General features: G+C 71.7%; 13 protein-coding genes. 12 read left to right on the top strand and 1 reads right to left on the bottom strand.

Annotated features, from left to right (window positions below):
- The first annotated feature begins 20 nt into the window (after nucleotides 1-20).
- Genes QTI20_RS09060 through QTI20_RS09050 form a run of 3 tightly spaced genes read left to right on the top strand, consistent with a single transcriptional unit; the run spans nucleotide 21 to nucleotide 6,095 of the window.
- Complete coding sequence (locus QTI20_RS09060) at nucleotides 21-1,274, top strand: efflux RND transporter periplasmic adaptor subunit (protein WP_286548350.1); 1,254 nt, start codon at nucleotides 21-23, stop codon at nucleotides 1,272-1,274.
- Between the two features lie 37 nt (nucleotides 1,275-1,311).
- A complete protein-coding gene (locus QTI20_RS09055) occupies nucleotides 1,312-4,575 on the top strand; it encodes an efflux RND transporter permease subunit (RefSeq protein ID WP_286548354.1) in 3,264 nt (1,087 codons plus the stop codon).
- A 35-nt stretch (nucleotides 4,576-4,610) separates the two neighbouring features.
- The gene (locus tag QTI20_RS09050; RefSeq protein WP_286548356.1) at nucleotides 4,611-6,095 is read left to right on the top strand and encodes an efflux transporter outer membrane subunit; all 1,485 of its coding nucleotides are present in this window, start codon (nucleotides 4,611-4,613) and stop codon (nucleotides 6,093-6,095) included.
- Here the strand turns inward: QTI20_RS09050 and QTI20_RS09045 are convergent.
- Nucleotides 6,023-6,241, bottom strand: coding sequence for a hypothetical protein (locus tag QTI20_RS09045; protein WP_286548357.1), 219 nt, complete (start codon nucleotides 6,239-6,241; stop codon nucleotides 6,023-6,025). The genes QTI20_RS09050 and QTI20_RS09045 overlap by 73 nt on opposite strands.
- A gap of 147 nt (nucleotides 6,242-6,388) precedes the next feature.
- Between QTI20_RS09045 and QTI20_RS09040 the strand changes: the two genes are divergently transcribed.
- The 9 genes from QTI20_RS09040 (at nucleotide 6,389) to QTI20_RS09000 (ending at nucleotide 16,943) form a co-directional block, all read left to right on the top strand.
- A complete protein-coding gene (locus QTI20_RS09040) occupies nucleotides 6,389-7,942 on the top strand; it encodes a cobyric acid synthase (RefSeq protein ID WP_286548358.1) in 1,554 nt (517 codons plus the stop codon).
- Between the two features lie 4 nt (nucleotides 7,943-7,946).
- Nucleotides 7,947-8,978: a nicotinate-nucleotide--dimethylbenzimidazole phosphoribosyltransferase gene (gene cobT, locus QTI20_RS09035; protein WP_286548359.1), complete on the top strand. Its 1,032-nt coding sequence runs from the start codon at nucleotides 7,947-7,949 to the stop codon at nucleotides 8,976-8,978.
- A 1-nt stretch (nucleotide 8,979) separates the two neighbouring features.
- Entirely contained in the window at nucleotides 8,980-9,756 is a 777-nt protein-coding gene (gene cobS, locus QTI20_RS09030) for an adenosylcobinamide-GDP ribazoletransferase (protein ID WP_286548361.1), read from the top strand.
- Nucleotides 9,753-10,367, top strand: coding sequence for a histidine phosphatase family protein (locus QTI20_RS09025; RefSeq protein ID WP_286574179.1), 615 nt, complete (start codon nucleotides 9,753-9,755; stop codon nucleotides 10,365-10,367). Before cobS ends, QTI20_RS09025 begins: the two co-directional genes overlap by 4 nt.
- An 11-nt stretch (nucleotides 10,368-10,378) precedes the next feature.
- The gene (locus QTI20_RS09020; protein WP_286548363.1) at nucleotides 10,379-10,726 is read left to right on the top strand and encodes a hypothetical protein; all 348 of its coding nucleotides are present in this window, start codon (nucleotides 10,379-10,381) and stop codon (nucleotides 10,724-10,726) included.
- A gap of 110 nt (nucleotides 10,727-10,836) precedes the next feature.
- Nucleotides 10,837-12,096, top strand: coding sequence for a TolC family protein (locus tag QTI20_RS09015; protein ID WP_286548364.1), 1,260 nt, complete (start codon nucleotides 10,837-10,839; stop codon nucleotides 12,094-12,096).
- Entirely contained in the window at nucleotides 12,093-12,701 is a 609-nt protein-coding gene (locus tag QTI20_RS09010) for a hypothetical protein (protein ID WP_286548365.1), read from the top strand. Before QTI20_RS09015 ends, QTI20_RS09010 begins: the two co-directional genes overlap by 4 nt.
- Nucleotides 12,698-13,813, top strand: a complete 1,116-nt coding sequence (locus QTI20_RS09005; protein ID WP_286548367.1) for an efflux RND transporter periplasmic adaptor subunit — start codon at nucleotides 12,698-12,700, stop codon at nucleotides 13,811-13,813. The genes QTI20_RS09010 and QTI20_RS09005 overlap by 4 nt, the downstream gene beginning before the upstream one ends.
- Before the next feature lie 10 nt (nucleotides 13,814-13,823).
- Entirely contained in the window at nucleotides 13,824-16,943 is a 3,120-nt protein-coding gene (locus tag QTI20_RS09000; protein ID WP_286548368.1) for an efflux RND transporter permease subunit, read from the top strand.
- Nucleotides 16,944-16,947 lie beyond the last annotated feature (4 nt).

Raw genomic sequence — 16,947 nt, 5'->3', positions numbered from 1 at the left:
CCAAGAGGACGGAACACATCATGACCAAGCCACTCGCCACCCCCTCCGCCAAGCCCCTCGCCACCGTCGCCCGCCGCGGTGTCTGGCCCGCCGTCACCGCGCTGACCGCGGCCGCGGCCATCGTCTCCGCGGTGTTCGGCCTGCGCCCGATCGAGGCCGAAGCCAACACGCCCGCGGCCGCCCCGCAGGCCACGCCGGTGTCCGTCGCCGCCGTGGTGCAGACCGACATCACGGCCTGGGACGAGTTCTCGGGCCGGCTCGAAGCCGTCGAGCGCGTCGACGTGCGCTCCCGGGTCGCGGGCGCCGTGCAGTCGGTGCACTTCAAGGAAGGCACGCTGGTGAAGAAGGGCGACCTGCTGATCACCATCGACCCCGCGCCCTACGCGGCCGAGGTCGAGCGCGCCGAAGCGCAGGTCGCCTCGGCCCAGGCCCGCACGGCCTTCAGCCGCAGCGAGCAGGAACGCGCCAAGCGCCTGTGGGACGAGAAGGCCATCGCCCAGCGCGAACTCGACGAGCGCACCAACGCCGGCCGCGAAGCCGAAGCCAACCTGCGCGCCGCGCAGGCCGCGCTGCAGACCGCGCGCCTGAGCCTGGGCTACACCCAGGTGCGGGCGCCGGTGTCCGGCCGCATCGGCAAGCTGGAAGTCACGGTGGGCAACCTGGTGGCCGCGGGCCCCGGCGCACCGGTGCTGACCACGCTGGTCTCGGTGAGCCCGATCTACGCGAGCTTCGATGCCGACGAGCAGATCGTGGGCAAGGCGCTCAAGGACATCGCGGGCGGCTCCAACGGCCGCATGCCGATCGAGCAGATCCCGGTGCAGATGGGCACGGCCGCGAGCGCCGGCACGCCCTTCGAAGGCAAGCTGCAGCTGATCGACAACCAGGTCGACGCCCGCAGCGGCACGGTGCGCGTGCGCGCCGCCTTCGACAACAAGGACGGCGCGCTGATCCCCGGCCAGTTCGCCCGCATCCGCATGGGCCAGGCCCACACCAGCAGCGTGCTGCTGGTGAGCGAACGCGCCATCGGCACCGATCAGAGCAAGAAGTTCGTGATGGTTGTCAATGCCGACAACAAGACCGAGTACCGCGAGGTGACGCTGGGCGCGCCGGCCAATGGCCTGCGCGTGGTGAGCGCCGGCCTCAAGGCGGGCGAGCGCGTGGTCGTCAACGGCCTGCAGCACGTGCGCCCCGGCGCGCTGGTGGCCCCGGCCACGGTGCCGATGGACGCGGCCCAGGCCAAGCTCCAGGCGGCCGCCAAGGTCGCGGCCGGCTGAGCCCGGAACCGCGACGCTTCGTAGAAGAAAGAACACCATGAACCTCTCCAAATTCTTCATCGACAGGCCGATCTTTGCCGGCGTGCTGTCGGTGCTGATCCTGATTGCCGGCCTGATCGCCATGCGCGCGCTGCCGATTTCCGAGTACCCGGAAGTCGCGCCGCCCTCGGTGGTGGTGCGGGCCCAGTACCCGGGCGCGAACCCCAAGGTGATCGCCGAGACGGTGGCGACGCCGCTCGAGGAACAGATCAACGGCGTCGAAGGCATGCTCTACATGGGCAGCCAGGCGACCACCGACGGCGTGATGACGCTGACCGTGACCTTCAAGCTGGGCACCGACCCCGACAAGGCGCAGCAGCTGGTGCAGAACCGCGTCTCGCAAGCCGAGCCGCGCCTGCCCGAGGAGGTGCGCCGGCTGGGCATCACCACCATCAAGAGCGCGCCCGACCTGACCATGGTCGTGCACATGGTCTCGCCCAACAACCGCTACGACATCAACTACCTGCGCAACTACGCGGTGCTCAACGTCAAGGACCGCCTCGCGCGCATCCAGGGCGTGGGCCAGGTGCAGATCTTCGGCGGCGGCGACTACGCGATGCGCGTCTGGCTCGATCCGCAGAAGGTGGCGCAGCGCGGCCTGTCGGCCAGCGACGTGGTGGCGGCCATCCGCGGCCAGAACATCCAGGCCGCGGCCGGTGTGGTCGGCGCTTCGCCGGGCCTCTCGGGCGTCGACATGCAACTGTCGATCAATGCCCAGGGCCGGCTGCAGAGCGAGGAAGAGTTCGGCGACATCATCGTCAAGAGCGGCACCGACGGCGCCGTGACCCGGCTGCGCGACATCGGCCGCCTGGAGATGGGCGCGGCCGACTACTCGCTGCGTTCGCTGCTCAACAACGACCCGGCCGTGGGCATGGGTGTGTTCCAGTCGCCCGGCTCGAACGCGCTGGACATCTCGCGCGACGTGCGCGCCACCATGGACGAGCTCGCCAAGAGCATGCCCGAGGGCGTGGAATACCGCATCGCCTACGACCCGACGCAGTTCGTGCGGGCCTCGATCGAATCGGTGGTCCACACGCTGCTCGAAGCCATCGTGCTGGTGGTGCTGGTGGTGATCCTGTTCCTGCAGACCTGGCGCGCGTCGATCATCCCGCTGTTGGCCGTGCCGGTGTCGGTGATCGGCACCTTCGGGATGCTGCACGTGCTGGGCTTCTCGATCAACGCGCTGAGCCTGTTCGGGCTGGTGCTGGCGATCGGGATCGTGGTGGACGATGCGATCGTGGTGGTCGAGAACGTCGAGCGCAACATCGAGGCCGGCCTGAGTCCGCGTGACGCGACCTACCGCGCGATGCGCGAGGTGTCGGGGCCCATCATCGCGATCGCGCTGGTGCTGGTCGCGGTGTTCGTGCCGCTGGCCTTCATCAGCGGCCTGACCGGCCAGTTCTACAAGCAGTTCGCGGTGACCATCGCGATCTCGACCGTGATCTCGGCGATCAACTCGCTCACGCTGTCGCCCGCACTGGCAGCGCTGCTGCTGCGCGGCCACGACCAGCCCAAGGACGCGCTCACGCGCTTCATGGACCGCTACCTCGGCTGGCTGTTCCGCGGCTTCAACAAGCTGTTCCATCGCGGTTCCGAGGCCTACAGCGGCGGCGTCAAGAACGTGATCGGCCGCAAGGCGCTGATGCTGGTGGTCTACCTCGCGCTGATCGGCGTGACCTTCGGCCTGTTCAAGGCCGTGCCCAGCGGCTTCGTGCCGGCGCAGGACAAGCAGTACCTGATCGGTTTCGCCCAGCTGCCCGACGGCGCCACGCTGGACCGCACCGAGGACGTGATCCATCGCATGGGCGAGCTGGTCAAGAAGAACCCGAACGTGGAAGACGCGATCGCGTTCCCGGGCCTGTCGATCAACGGCTTCACCAACAGCTCGAACTCGGGCGTGGTGTTCGTCACGCTCAAGCCCTTTGCCGAACGCAAGCGCGCCGACCAGAGCGGCGGTGCGGTCGCGGGCCAGCTCAACGGCGCCTTCGCGAGCATCCAGGACGCCTTCATCGTGATGTTCCCGCCGCCCCCGGTGGCGGGCCTGGGCACCACGGGCGGCTTCAAGATGCAGATCGAGGACCGTGCCTCGCTGGGCTACGACCAGATGGACTCGGCGGTCAAGGCCTTCATGGCCAAGGCCTACCAGACGCCCGAGCTGGCCGGCATGTTCACCAGCTGGCAGGTCAACGTGCCGCAGCTCTACGCCGACATCGACCGCACCAAGGCGCGCCAGCTCGGCGTGCCGGTGACCGACATTTTCGACACCATGCAGATCTACCTGGGCAGCCTGTACGCGAACGACTTCAACAAGTTCGGCCGCACGTACTCGGTGCGCGTCCAGGCCGATGCGCCGTACCGTGCGCGCGCCGAAGACGTGGGCCTGCTGAAGGTGCGCTCGAACACCGGCGAGATGGTGCCGCTGTCGGCGCTGATGAAGGTCAACTCGACCTTCGGCCCGGAACGCGCCATGCGCTACAACGGCTACCTCGCGGCGGACATCAACGGCGGCCCGGCCCCCGGCTACTCCTCGGGCCAGGCACAGGACGCGATCAAGCGCATCGCCGCCGAGACGCTGCCCAAGGGCATCAGCTTCGAGTGGACCGAGCTCACCTACCAGGAGATCCTGGCCGGCAACTCCGCCTTCCTGGTGTTCCCGCTGGCGATCCTGCTGGTGTTCCTGGTGCTGGCCGCGCAGTACGAGAGCCTGACCCTGCCGATCGCGATCATCCTGATCGTGCCCATGGGCATCCTGGCCGCGATGACCGGCGTGTGGATCTCGGGGGGTGACAACAACGTCTTCACCCAGATCGGGTTGATCGTGCTGGTCGGGCTGAGTGCGAAGAACGCGATCCTGATCGTGGAGTTCGCCCGTGAGCTCGAGTTCGCCGGGCGCACGCCGATCCAGGCCGCGATCGAGGCCAGCCGCCTGCGGCTGCGCCCGATCCTGATGACCTCGCTGGCCTTCGTCATGGGTGTGCTGCCGCTGGTGCTCTCCACCGGCGCCGGCGCCGAGATGCGCAGCGCGATGGGCGTGGCGGTGTTCGCCGGGATGATCGGGGTGACGGCCTTCGGCCTGTTCCTCACGCCGGTGTTCTACGTGGTGCTGCGCCGCCTGGCGGGCAACCGCCAGCTCAAGCAGCACGGCGAGGTGCCGCACGACGTCGAGGCCTTCGCCCCGGCCGGCGACCTCTCGGTGTCCCATGTCGGCGGTGGCGGTGCGCTGCATCCGCAGCCTTCGGCACCGCGCCATCCCCACGAGTGAGCCGTGGCTCCTCACAGGCAACAGGAATCTTCATCATGACAAGCTCCATCTCTCTCGCAGCGGGGGCGCTGCGCGCCGCCTGGCTGCCGCTGGTCGCGGCCCTGGTGCTGGCCGGCTGCGCCTCGAGCGCCGTGCAGGCCCCCACCACGGTGGCACCGGTGCAGTTCAAGGAACAGGCCGCCACCGCCCGTGCCGGCGCGCCGGTCCAGGCCAACGGCGCCTGGTGGCGGGTCTTCAACGACCCTGTGCTCGACGAACTGGTCGACCGCGCCGCGGCCCGCAACACCAGCATCCAGCAGGCCGCGGCCCGGCTGGCCGAAGCGCGCGCGCTGGCCCGCACGGTCGATGCCGACCGCTCGGTGCAGGTCGGCCTGAACGGCGGCGCGAGCCGCGGCCAGGGCCTGGACCGCAACCAGAGCAACCGCCCGTCGACGCTGCTCAACGCCGGCGCCAGCGTCTCCTACGAGCTCGACCTGTTCGGCAAGCTCTCGGGCGCCAGCAACGCGGCCGCGCTCGATGCGCAATCGCGCGAGGCGCTGCTGCAGAGCGCCAAGCTGCTGGTGCAGGCCGAGGTCGCGCAGAGCTACCTCGCGCTGCGCGCCATCGACGACGAACGCACGCTGGTGCGCGAGACCGTCGAGGCCTACCGCGGCACGCTGGACCTGACCGAACGCCGCGAACGCGCGGGCGACCTGGCCGAGCTCGACGTGGCCCGGGTGCAGACCGAACTCGCATCGACCGAATCCGATGCGCTGGCGCTCGATCGCCAGCGCGCGGTGGCCGAACACGCGCTCGCGGTGCTGCTGGGCGAGGTCGCTTCCGACTTCAGCCTGCCGCCGACCGCGTGGACCAGCGCGCTGCCCAGCATCCCGGCCGGGCTGCCCTCGACCGTGCTCGAACGCCGGCCCGACGTGGCCGCGGCCCAGCGCACCGTGATGGCGGCGCAGGCCCGCGTGGGCGTGGCGCAGAACGCCTGGTTCCCCAACATCGCGCTGACCGGCGGTGGCGGCTATGCCTCGAGCGACCTGGGCGACCTGTTCAAGTGGTCGGCCCGTTCATGGGGCATCGGCGCGCTGCTGTCGCTGCCCATTCTCGATGGCGGCCGGCGCGAGGCCGGCGTGCAGAGCGCCTCGGCCCAGCTCGACGGCGCGCTCGCGAGCTACCGCACCGAGGTGCTGACGGCCTTCCGCGAGGTGGAGGACCAGCTGGCCTCGCTGCGCCTGCTCGACGCGCAGTCGACGGTGCAGGGCCGGGCCGTGACCTCGGCCCAGCGCGCGACCGCCTTGTCGGACTCGCGCTACCGCAACGGGCTGGTGAGCCAGCTCGACTTGCTGGACGCGCGCCGCAGCGAGCTGCGCAACCGCCGGCAGGCGCTGCAGGTCAAGTCCGCGCAGTACCAGGCCACCGTGGGCCTGATCCGCGCATTGGGCGGCGGGTGGGGCGGCGATCAGCCGGTCGCGTCTTCGGTCGCGCCCATGCGCCTGAGCTCGGCCACGCCCAGCGCCAGCGCACTGGAGTAGCTGTGCTGCGGCGCCGGCGCGACCCGCCAGCGGCGGTAGTGCAGCGCATCGGAATGGTGCCCCTCGAAGGCTTCGAGCAGCACCCAGTGGAACTGGCCGGGCGCGCGCTCCTGGACGGTGAGCGCCATGTCGCGGAGGATCGGCATCGATGAGACGGCTCGAGTCGTGATGCCGTGAAGGTACCGGGCCGCCGCGCCGCCTGCGTCTCACGCGGTGCCGGATCGCTGTGACCCGGACACCCTGTCCGCTGTAGGCGGCGGCGCCTTGGGGGCGTCCTCCGCGACAATGCGGGCATGAATCAACGGGATACGGGCGGGAACGCGCGCGCGAAGTGCGTGATGGTGCTCGGCACCACCAGCGGCGCGGGCAAGAGCTGGGTCACCACGGCCCTGTGCCGCTGGTACGCGCGCCAGGGCCTCAAGGTGGCGCCCTTCAAAGCCCAGAACATGAGCAACAACGCGAGGGTCGTGGCCCCCACGCTTGGCGCTGCGCGCACTGCGCTGCCCCCCGAGGGGGCCGATTTTCCTTGGGGCGGCCCGGCGGAAAATCGGGGCGGCGAGATCGGCAGCGCCCAGTACTTCCAGGCCCTGGCCGCGAACGCGGTGCCCGAGGTCCGCATGAACCCCTTGCTGCTCAAGCCCGAGCGCGACACCCACAGCCAGGTGGTGCTGCTGGGGCAGGTGAGCGCCGAACTCACCGGCCTGCCGTGGCGCGGCCGCAGCGAACGGGTCTGGCCACAGATCGCGCAGTCGCTCGATGCCCTGCGGGCCGAGAACGACGTGGTGGTGATCGAGGGCGCGGGCTCGCCGGCCGAGATCAACCTCATGGGCAGCGACATCGTGAACCTGCGCGTGGCCCGCCATGCGCAGGCGCGCTGCCTGCTCGTGACCGATATCGACCGCGGCGGCGCCTTCGCCCACCTCTATGGCACCTGGGCCCTGATGCCCGAGGCCGACCGGGCCCTGCTCGCGGGTTTCGTGCTCAACCGCTTCCGTGGCGATGCGTCCTTGCTGTCCCCGGCCCCCGAGACCCTGCAGCAGCTGACCGGCGTGCCCACCGTCGCCACGCTGCCGATGTGGTGGCAGCACGGCCTGCCCGAGGAGGACGGCGTGTTCGACGACCGCAGCACCGCGAGCGGCGAGGTGACCTGCACCGTCGCGGTCATCGCCTATCCGCGGCTGAGCAACCTCGACGAATTCCAGCCACTCAAGAACGTGCCCGGCGTGCGCCTGCGCTGGGTGCGCAGTCCGTCGCAACTGGCCGATGCCGACTGGATCGTGCTGCCGGGCTCCAAGCACACCAGCGGCGACCTGGCCTGGCTGCGCGCGCAGGGCCTGGACCGCGCCGTGGCCGCGCATGCGGCGCGCGGCGGCCGCGTGCTGGGCGTCTGCGGCGGCCTGCAGATGCTGGGCGAGGCGCTGATCGACCCGCACGGCATCGACGGCAACGCGCCCGGCCTGGGGCTGCTGCCGCTGGTCACGGTGTTCGCGCCCGACAAGACGGTGCGCCAGCGCGAGGCCCGCTTCGGCCCGCTGACGGGCGCCTGGTCGGCGCTCTCGGGCGTGACCGTGCGCGGCTACGAGATCCACCACGGCCAGACCGAGGCCCATCCCGCGATGGCCGCGGCCGGCGAGCATGCGCATGCCGCCATGCCCGACGGCCTGGCCTGGCAGAACGAGGCCGGCAACGTGCTGGGCCTGTACCTGCACGGGCTGTTCGAGGACCCGGCCGCGCTGCAGGCGCTGTTTGGCGCCACCGCCCCCACGCTCGACGCCGTGTTCGACGGCCTCGCCGATTTCATCGACGCGCATTTCGCGCCCGGTGTGCTGTCTTCCCTGATCGATTGAGCCCATGACGACCCTTCCCGAGATTCCCGACCTGCACGACGCGCCGCTGGCCGCGCGCCTGCAGCACCTGATCGACAACAAGACCAAGCCGCTGGGCGCGCTGGGCAGGCTCGAGGCGCTGGCGTTGCGCATCGGCGCCATCCTGGGCAGCGAGGCGCCGGTGCTGGCGCAGCCGCAGATGCTGGTCTGCGCGGCCGACCATGGCCTCGCGGCGCGTGGCGTGTCGGCCTATCCCAGCGACGTGACCTGGCAGATGGTCGAGAACTTCCTGGCCGGCGGCGCGGCCGTGAGCGTGCTCGCGCGCCAGCACGGCCTGGCGCTGACGGTGGTCGACTGCGGCGTGCGCCGCGACTTCGCGCCGCGCGACGGACTGCTGCTGCGCAAGATCGCGCCCGGCACGGCCGACGCGTCGGCGGGCCCGGCCATGAGCGCCGCGCAGTGCGCCGAGGCCATCGCCAACGGCCGGGCCATCGTGCGCGAGCTGCCGGGCAACGCGCTGCTGCTGGGCGAGATGGGCATCGGCAACAGCTCGACCGCGGCCCTGCTGCTGGCCCGCCTGGTCGGCCACGACATCGAGGCCTGCACCGGCGCCGGCACCGGCCTCGATGCCGAGGGCCGCGCGCGCAAGGCGCAGGTGCTGCGCGAGGTGCTGGCGCTGCATGCCGGGGCCACCGCGCCGCTCGACGCGCTGGCCGCCTTCGGCGGCTTCGAGCTCGCGACGCTGGTCGGCGCGGTGCTGCAGGCGGCCGAGGAGCGCCGCGTGATCGTGCTCGACGGCTTCATCGCCAGCGCCGCGGTGCTGGTGGCGCAGGCGCTGCGGCCGAACGTGGTGCAGCGTTGCGTGGCCGCGCATGTGTCGGCCGAGCCGGGCCATGCCTTGCTGCTGGCCCACCTCGGGCTCGATCCGCTGCTGCGGCTGGAACTTCGTCTGGGCGAAGGCTCGGGCGCGGCGCTGGCCTGGCCGCTGCTGGAATCGGCCTGCCTTGTGTTGCGCGAGATGGCGAGCTTCGAAGCGGCCGGCGTCTCAAGGCAATGAAGTGAACGGCGTCCGCCACTTCCTGCTGGCCCTGCAGTTCTTCACCCGCATCCCGGTCACCGGCCGGCTCGCGCAGTGGGTGGGCTACAGCCCGGCGATGCTGCGCGCCAGCGCGGCGCATTTCCCGGCGGTCGGCTGGGTGGTGGGGCTGATCGGCGCCCTGGCGCTGGCGGGCGGGCTCGCGCTGTGGCCGCCGATGGTGGCCGCGGTGCTGTGCACCGTCGTCACGGTGCTGGTGACCGGCGCCTTCCACGAAGACGGCCTGGCCGACGTGGTCGACGGCCTGGGCGGCTCGGCATCGCGCGAGCGGGCGCTGGAGATCATGAAGGACTCGCGCATCGGTGCCTTCGGCGCGATCGCGCTGGTGCTCGCGCTGGGCCTGAAGGTCGCGCTGCTCGCCACGCTGGCGGGGCAGGGCGCGCTCACGGCCTGTGCCGTGGTGCTGGCCGCGCATGTGCTGTCGCGACTCGCGCCGCTGGCCGTGATGCGCGCGGCGCCCTATGTCGGCGGCGAAGGCGGCAAGGCCAAGCCGCTGGCCGATGCGGTGAGCGGCGCCTCGGTGGGCATCGCGCTGCTGTGGTCGCTGCCGGCCGCGGCCTTGTTGTGCATGGTCGGCGGACTGAATGGCGCGGCGGCCCTGGTCGCGGCCGCGCTGGTCGCGCTGTTCATGGTCCGGCTGCTGCGCCGCCGCCTGGGCGGCTTCACCGGCGACGGCCTGGGCGCGACCCAGCAGCTCGCCGAACTCGCGATCTACCTCGCGCTGGCGGCACGGTTGTGAAGCTCTGGCTGCTGCGCCATGCACCGGTCGTGGCCGAGCCCGGCCTCTGCTATGGCGCGACCGATCTGGCAGCGCATGCCGACTTGACCCTGGCGGCCGCGCAAGCCGTTGCCGCGCACTTGCCGGATGGCCTCGCGCTGCACTGTTCGCCCCTGCAGCGCTGCCGCGCGCTGGCTTCGGCGATCGAGGCGCTGCGCCCCGCACAGGGCCGTTTCGAAACCGACCTGCGCCTGGCCGAGATGAGTTTCGGCGATTGGGAAACGCGGCCGTGGAGCGCCATTGCGCGTGCCGACATCGATGCCTGGATGCACGATTTCGCCGATGCGCGCGCGGGCGGCAGCGGCGAGAGCACGCGCCAGTTCATGCAGCGCGTGGGCGCGGCCTGGGACGACTGGCGGCGCTCGAAACGCGATGCACTGTGGGTCACGCACGCGGGCGTGATCCGCGCGGTGTGGCTGTTGCAGCAGGGCGTGCGTGTGGCCGAGCGGGCGGCGGACTGGTCGACGCGGGAGATCGTGCTGGGCAGCTGGCAGTGCATCGAGGTGGCCGATGCCGCGCCGGAGGCCACCGATGCAGGCCCACAAGGCCAGGGGCCATTGCCCCTTCGATAGACTCCGCCGCCATGCGCCGCGCCGTGCTCCTGTTCGTGATGTGTGTCCTCTCGCTGCAGTCCCTCTGGGCGGCGGCGGGCACGGTCTGCGCGCACGAACGCGGCAGCGACGTGCGCCATCTCGGCCACCACGAGCACCGCCACACCGCGGCGGACCAGGCCGCCCCGGATGCCGACGCCGCGCAGGCCGGCTACCACCCCGACTGCGCCACCTGCCACGGCACGCCCGCCGCCCTGAGCATCGGCGGCCAGGGCACCGCCACGCTGGCGGGCGAACCGGTCCGTATCGGCGCACAGCCCTACGTGCCGGACCGCGTGCCCGACCACCCCCTGCGCCCACCCACTTCCCACCTCGCCTGAGTTCGCGGCGAGGCGGATAGCCATCCATCGCGTGCTGCCGAGGCAGCGCGCGGCACCTCGTCGCTTGGTTTCGATTCGCGGGCGCCTGCCCGCAGCCAACGAGGTTGATCATGAATTTCACGCCCTGGACCGTCCGGGGTGCGAGGCGCCGCTGGCCGGCCCTTGCCCTTTCCCTTGTCTTTTCCCTGCCGGCGCTGGCCGCCACGGCCGAGCCGCCGCCGCTCAGCCTGCGCCAGGCGGTCGATGCCGCGCTGGCGCGGCTGCCCGAGACCGTCGTCGCGCCCGAGCGCCGGCAGGCGGCGCAGGCGCAGCTGCGCGCGGCCGGCCACTGGACGCCCGAGCCGGCATCGCTCGAGCTTTCCTACAAGTCCGACCGCGCGCAGTCGAACCGCGGTGAACGCGAACTCGTGGCCGGCATCGCCGCGCCGCTGTGGCTGCCGGGCGAGCGCGAGCGCACGCGGGCCCTGGCCGAGTCCGAGCAGCGCGCGCTCGACAGCCGGCTCGACGCCGCGCAATGGCGCGCGGTCGCCGCGGTGCGCGAGGCCTGGTGGGCGGTGCAGGCGGCCGACCAGAGCTTGCGCGTGGTGCAGGCGCGTCTGGCCCAGGCCGGCCAACTGGCCGACGATGTGGCGAAGCGCGTGCGGGCCGGTGATCTGGCCCGTGCCGACCAGCACCAGGCCGACGGCCTGCGCGCCACCGCCGAAGCCGAGATGGCACAGGCGCAGGCGGCGCGCACACGGGCCGCGCAGGCCTTGCGCGCGCTGACCGGCGCCGCCGTGCCCACGCTCTCGGCGGCACCCGAGCCCCTGCCGCAGCGCGACACCGAGGCGGCACTGGCCGCGCATCCGCTGCTGCGCGAACTCGCGGCCAAGGCCGAAGTGGCGCGGCGCACCCGCGAGCTGGCGGGCGTGCAGACGCGCGCCAACCCCGAGCTCACGCTCGCGACATCGCGCGAACGCGGCGGCACCGGCGAGGCCTACGGCCAGTCGCTGACCGTGGGCCTGCGCATTCCCTTCGGCTCGTCCGACCGCCATGCGGCGCGGCTCGGTGCCGCATCGGCCGACCAGACCGAGGCCGAGATCCAGCTCGCGCTGGAACGCGAGCGCGCGGTGGACGAGATCGCGTCGGCGCGGCAGCAGGTGGCTTCGGCGCGGCTCGCGCGCGATGCGGCCGAGCGGCGCGCCGTGCTGTCGCGCGAGACGCTGGGCTTCTACGAGAAGTCCTTCCGCCTGGGCGAGACCGACCTGCCCAACCGGCTGCGCGTGGCACTCGAGGTCTTCGAGGCCGAGCAGCAGAGCGCCGCGGCCGGAGTGGCGCTGGCCCTGGCCGTCTCGCAATGGCGCCAGGCCCTGGGCCTGCTGCCCGAATGACCCGCCTTTCCTTCCCTTTCTTTCCCATGCATCTGCTAGACATCCTCATGAATCGCTTTTTCCTGCGCCGGGGCCTGCGCCTCGCGCTCGCTTTCCTGTTCTCCCTGCCCGCGTTGAGCCTGGCCCACGAAGGCCATGACCACGACGAAGCGCCCGCGCCGGCCACGGCCGCCGCCGACGCCACGCCCGGCCGCTTCACCGCCACCTCGGCCGACTTCGAGCTGGTCGGCGTGCTCAGCGGCAAGCTGCTCACGCTGTACCTCGATCATGCGGTCGACAACCGGCCGGTCGAAGGCGCGACGCTGGAAGTCGCGGTAGGCGGTCGCACGCTGCCGGCCAGCGCGCATGGCGCAGGCGAATTCGAAGTCACGCTCGATGCGGCGCCGGACCACGGACCGGTGCCCGTGCGTGTGAAGGTCGCGACGTCTGCCGCTTCGGCGCAGCTCGAAGGCACCTTGGAAGCCGAAGCGCACGCGCACGCCGAGGAAACGCATGGCGGGCGCAGCACGAAGACGCTGCTCTTGTGGGGCGCCGCTGGCGCCGCCGTGCTCGCGCTGCTTGCCTTCGGCACGCGCCGCGCACTGCGTTCGGGAGCCGCCGCATGAACGCGCGTCCTCCCATCCTCTGCGCCAGCCTGCTGGCCCTCGCGCTGCTCGCCGCCGCACCGGCCCATGCCGACGCCGGCCACGACCACGGCGAGGCGCCCGCCGCCGCCAACCCGAACGGGCCGCAGCGCAAGCCCGATGGCAGCGTCTTCCTGCCCAAGCCCTCGCAGCGGCAGATCGGCCTGCGCACGCTCACGCTGGCCGAGGGCGAACTGCCGCGCACCGTCGAACTCAACGGCATGGTGGCGATGGACCCCAACGCGGGCGGTCGCGTGCAGGCGCTGCGCGCGGGCCGGATCGAAGCGGGGCCGCGCGGGCTGCCCGCACCCGGCCAGGCCGTGAAGAAGGGCGAGGTGCTGGCCATCGTCCTGCCGTCGAGCGATCCGCTCGACCGGTCGAACCAGTTGTCGCAGGTGGCCGAGCTGCGCGCCAGCCGCGCGCTGGCCCACAAGCGCCTGGCGCGGCTGCGCGAGCTGGCCGACACGGTGCCGCGCAAGGACATCGAGGCGGTCGAGAGCGAGGTCGCATCGCTCGACGCGCGCGTCGCCGCACTCGGTGCCGGCCTCGACACGCGCGACACGCTGGTCGCGCCGGTCACGGGCGTGGTGGCTTCGGTGAACGCGGTGCTGGGCCAGGTGGTCGATGCGCGCGAGCTGGTGTTCGAGATCGTCGATCCGTTGCGGCTGCGTGTCGAGGCCCTGGCCTTCGACGGCGCGCTGCCCGCGCGGATCGAGAGCGCCTTCGTGGCGCAGGGCAAGGAACGGCTGCCGCTGCGCTTCGTCGGTGCCTCGCGTGCGCTGCGCGACCAGGCGCTGCCGCTGAGCTTCGCGGCCCAGGGCACAGTCTTCGCGGCCTTGTCCATCGGCCAGCCGGTCAAGGTCGTGGTGCAGACCCGCGAGCGCGTGCACGGCGCGGCCGTGCCGGCCGCATCGCTGATGAAGAACGCCGCCAACGAGACCATCGTCTGGGTCAAGACCGCGCCCGAGCGTTTCGTGCCGCGCGTGGTGGTGCACGAGGCGCTCGATGGCGCCAACGTGGCCGTGACCTCGGGCCTGCATGCGGGCGAGCGTGTGGTCACGCAGGGCGCGACCCTGCTCAACCAGATCCGCTGAGAGGCCACCGATGTTCAAGTGGCTACTCGAGAACAGCCTGCGCAACAGGCTGCTGGTTCTGATCGTCAGCGTGGTGCTGATGGGCTATGGCGCGTTCACGCTGTCGCGCACGCCGGTGGACGTGTTCCCCGACCTCAACAAGCCGACCGTCACCCTGATGACCGAGGCCGGCGGCATGGCGGCGGAGGAGGTCGAGCAACTGATCACCTTCCCGCTGGAGACGACCATGAACGGCCTGCCGGGCGTGGAGTCGGTGCGCTCGGTCTCGTCGGCGGGGCTGTCCTTCCTCTACGTGACCTTCGACTGGGGCACCGACATCTTCCGCGCGCGGCAGCTGGTGTCGGAGCGGCTGTCGTCGATGGAGGAGGGGTTGCCCACCGGCGTGGTGCCGCGCATGGGACCGATCAGCTCGATCATGGGCGAGATCATGCAGATCGCGATTCCGGTCGACACGGCGAAGATTTCGCCGATGGCGGTGCGTGAGTACGCGGACTGGGTCTTGCGGCCGCGTTTGTTGGCCGTGCAGGGCGTGGCGCAGGTGATCCCGATCGGCGGCGAGGTGCGGCAGTTCCAGGTGCAGCCCGACACGGTGCGCATGCGCGCGCTCGGCATCACGCACGCGCAGCTGGAAGAGGCATTGCGCGGCTACTCGGCCAACACCTCGGGCGGTTTCCTCGAACTCAACGGCCGCGAGTACCTGATCCGGCACCTGGGCCGCAGCTCCAAGCTCGACGACCTGCGCAGCCTCGCGCTCACCGCGCGCGATGGCCGCCCGGTGCTGCTGCGCCAGGTGGCCGAGGTGAGCTTCGCCGCGGCTATCAGGCGCGGCGACGCGGGCTTCGAAGGCAAGCCGGCCGTGATCCTGGGCATCCAGAAGCAGCCGACCGCCGACACCATCGGCCTCACGCGCGCGATCGAGGAGGCCCTGGCCGGCCTCAAGGCCTCGCTGCCCGCGGGCATGGAGGCGCCGCAGGTGACCTTCCGCCAGGCCACCTTCATCGAGGCCTCGATTTCCACCCTGCAGGGCAAGCTGATCGGCGCCTCGGTCTTCGTCGCGGCGATCCTGTTCTTCTTCCTCGGCAGCCTGCGCCCGACGGTGATCGCGCTCACGGCCATCCCGGTCTCGATCCTGGTCACGGCGCTGGTGTTCCGCTACTTCGGGCTGTCGATCAACACCATGACCCTGGGCGGGCTGGCGATCGCGATCGGCGGGCTGGTCGACGATGCGGTGGTCGACGTCGAGAACATCCTGCGGCGCCTCAAGGAAGACCGGCGCAAGCCCGAAGCCGAGCGCATGGGCCTGCTGGCCCTGGTGGCCAAGGCCTCGATGGAGGTGCGCTCGGGCATCCTCTACGCCACCGTGATCATCGTGCTGGTGTTCGTGCCGCTGTTCGCGCTGCCGGGGCTGGAGGGCAAGCTCTTCATCCCGCTGGGCATCGCCTTCATCGTGTCGACGCTGGCCTCGTTGCTGGTGTCGGTCACGGTCACGCCGGTGCTCAGTTCCTGGCTGCTGCCGCGGATGAAGACGCTCGACCATGGCGACACGCGCGTGCTGGCCTGGCTCAAGACACGCTACCGCGGCGGACTCGAGCGCGCACTGGCCCGGCCCAAGGCGCTGCTGTGGGGCGCGGCGCTGGCCGTGCTGGCGGCGGGCGCGGCCGTGCCTTTCTTCCCGACCACCTTCCTGCCGCCCTTCAACGAAGGCACCTTCCTGGTCGGCCTGCGGCTCAACCCGGGCGTGACGCTGGCCGAGAGCGCGGCGCTCGCGCGGCAGGCCGAGGTGCTGGTGGGCCAGGTGCCCGAGGTGACGCACGTGGGCCGGCGCAGCGGGCGCGCCGAACTCGACGAACACGCCGAAGGCGTGCACGTGAGCGAGCTCGACGTGGGCCTGCTGCCCACCGCCAAGCTGGAGCGGCCGATGGCCGAGATCGCGGCCGACATCCGCGCGCGGCTGGCGAACCTGCCGGCCGCGGTGTCGATCGGCCAGCCGATCTCGCACCGCATCGACCACATGCTCTCGGGCGTGCGCTCGCAGATCGCGATCAAGGTCTTCGGCGAGGACCTCGATGTGCTGCGCGGCCAGGCCGATGCGCTGCGTGCGCGGCTCGCGGCCATTCCGGGCGTGGCCGACCTCGAGATCGAGAAGCAGGTGCTGGCGCCGCAGATCAAGGTGCGCATCGACTATGCGGCGGCCGCGCAGTACGGCGTGCCGGTGCCGCAGGTGCTGACCGCGCTGCAGCGCCTGGTCGAGGGCGAGAAGGTGGCGCAGATCGTCGAGGGCGGACGCCGCTTCGCGCTGGTGGTGCGCCTGCCCGAGGACGCGCGCTCGATCGAGGGCCTGGGCCGCATCCTGATCGAGACGCCCAGCGGGCGCATCCCGCTGTCGAAGATCGCGGCCATCGAGGACGGCGACGGCCCCAACCAGATCAGCCGCGACGATGGGCGCCGGCGCATCGTGCTGTCGGCCAATGCGCAGGGCCGCGCGCTGTCGGAGGTGGTGGCGGACATCCGCGCCGCGGTCGCGCAGACGCGCCTGCCCGAGGGCTACTTCATCACGCTGGGCGGCCAGTTCCAGGCGCAGGAAGAGGCGTCACGGCGCGTCGGCCTGCTGTCGATGGTGTCGCTGGCGCTGATGTTCGTGGTGCTCTACGGCCGCTACCGCTCGGCCGTGCTGGCGGCGCTGATCATGGTCAACATCCCGCTGGCCCTGGTGGGCGCGGTGGTGGGGCTGTGGCTGTCGGGCCAGCCGCTGTCGGTGGCGGCGCTGGTGGGCTTCATCACGCTGGCGGGCATCTCGGTGCGCAACGGCATCCTCAAGGTGAGCCACTACGTGAACCTGATGCGCTTCGAGGGCGAGGTCTTCGGCCCCGCGCTGATCGTGCGCGGCTCGCTCGAGCGGCTGGCGCCGGTGCTGATGACCGCGCTGGTCACGGCCTTCGCGCTCGCGCCGCTGCTGTTCGAGGCCGAGCGCCCGGGCACCGAGGTGCTGCATCCGGTGGCGGTGGTGATCTTCTCGGGGCTGGTCGGTGCGACCTTGCTCGACACCTTCCTCACGCCCGCGATGTTCTGGCTGTTCGGGCGCAAGCCGGCGCAGCGGCTGGCTGCGGACACGCAGGCCGAGGCCTTGTGAGGCA

Source organism: Variovorax sp. J2P1-31 (genome assembly GCF_030317215.1).
Taxonomy (GTDB): Bacteria; Pseudomonadota; Gammaproteobacteria; order Burkholderiales; family Burkholderiaceae_C; genus Variovorax.
The sequence above is the reverse complement of the archived record's forward strand: the minus strand, read 5'-3'. Positions and strand labels throughout refer to the sequence as shown.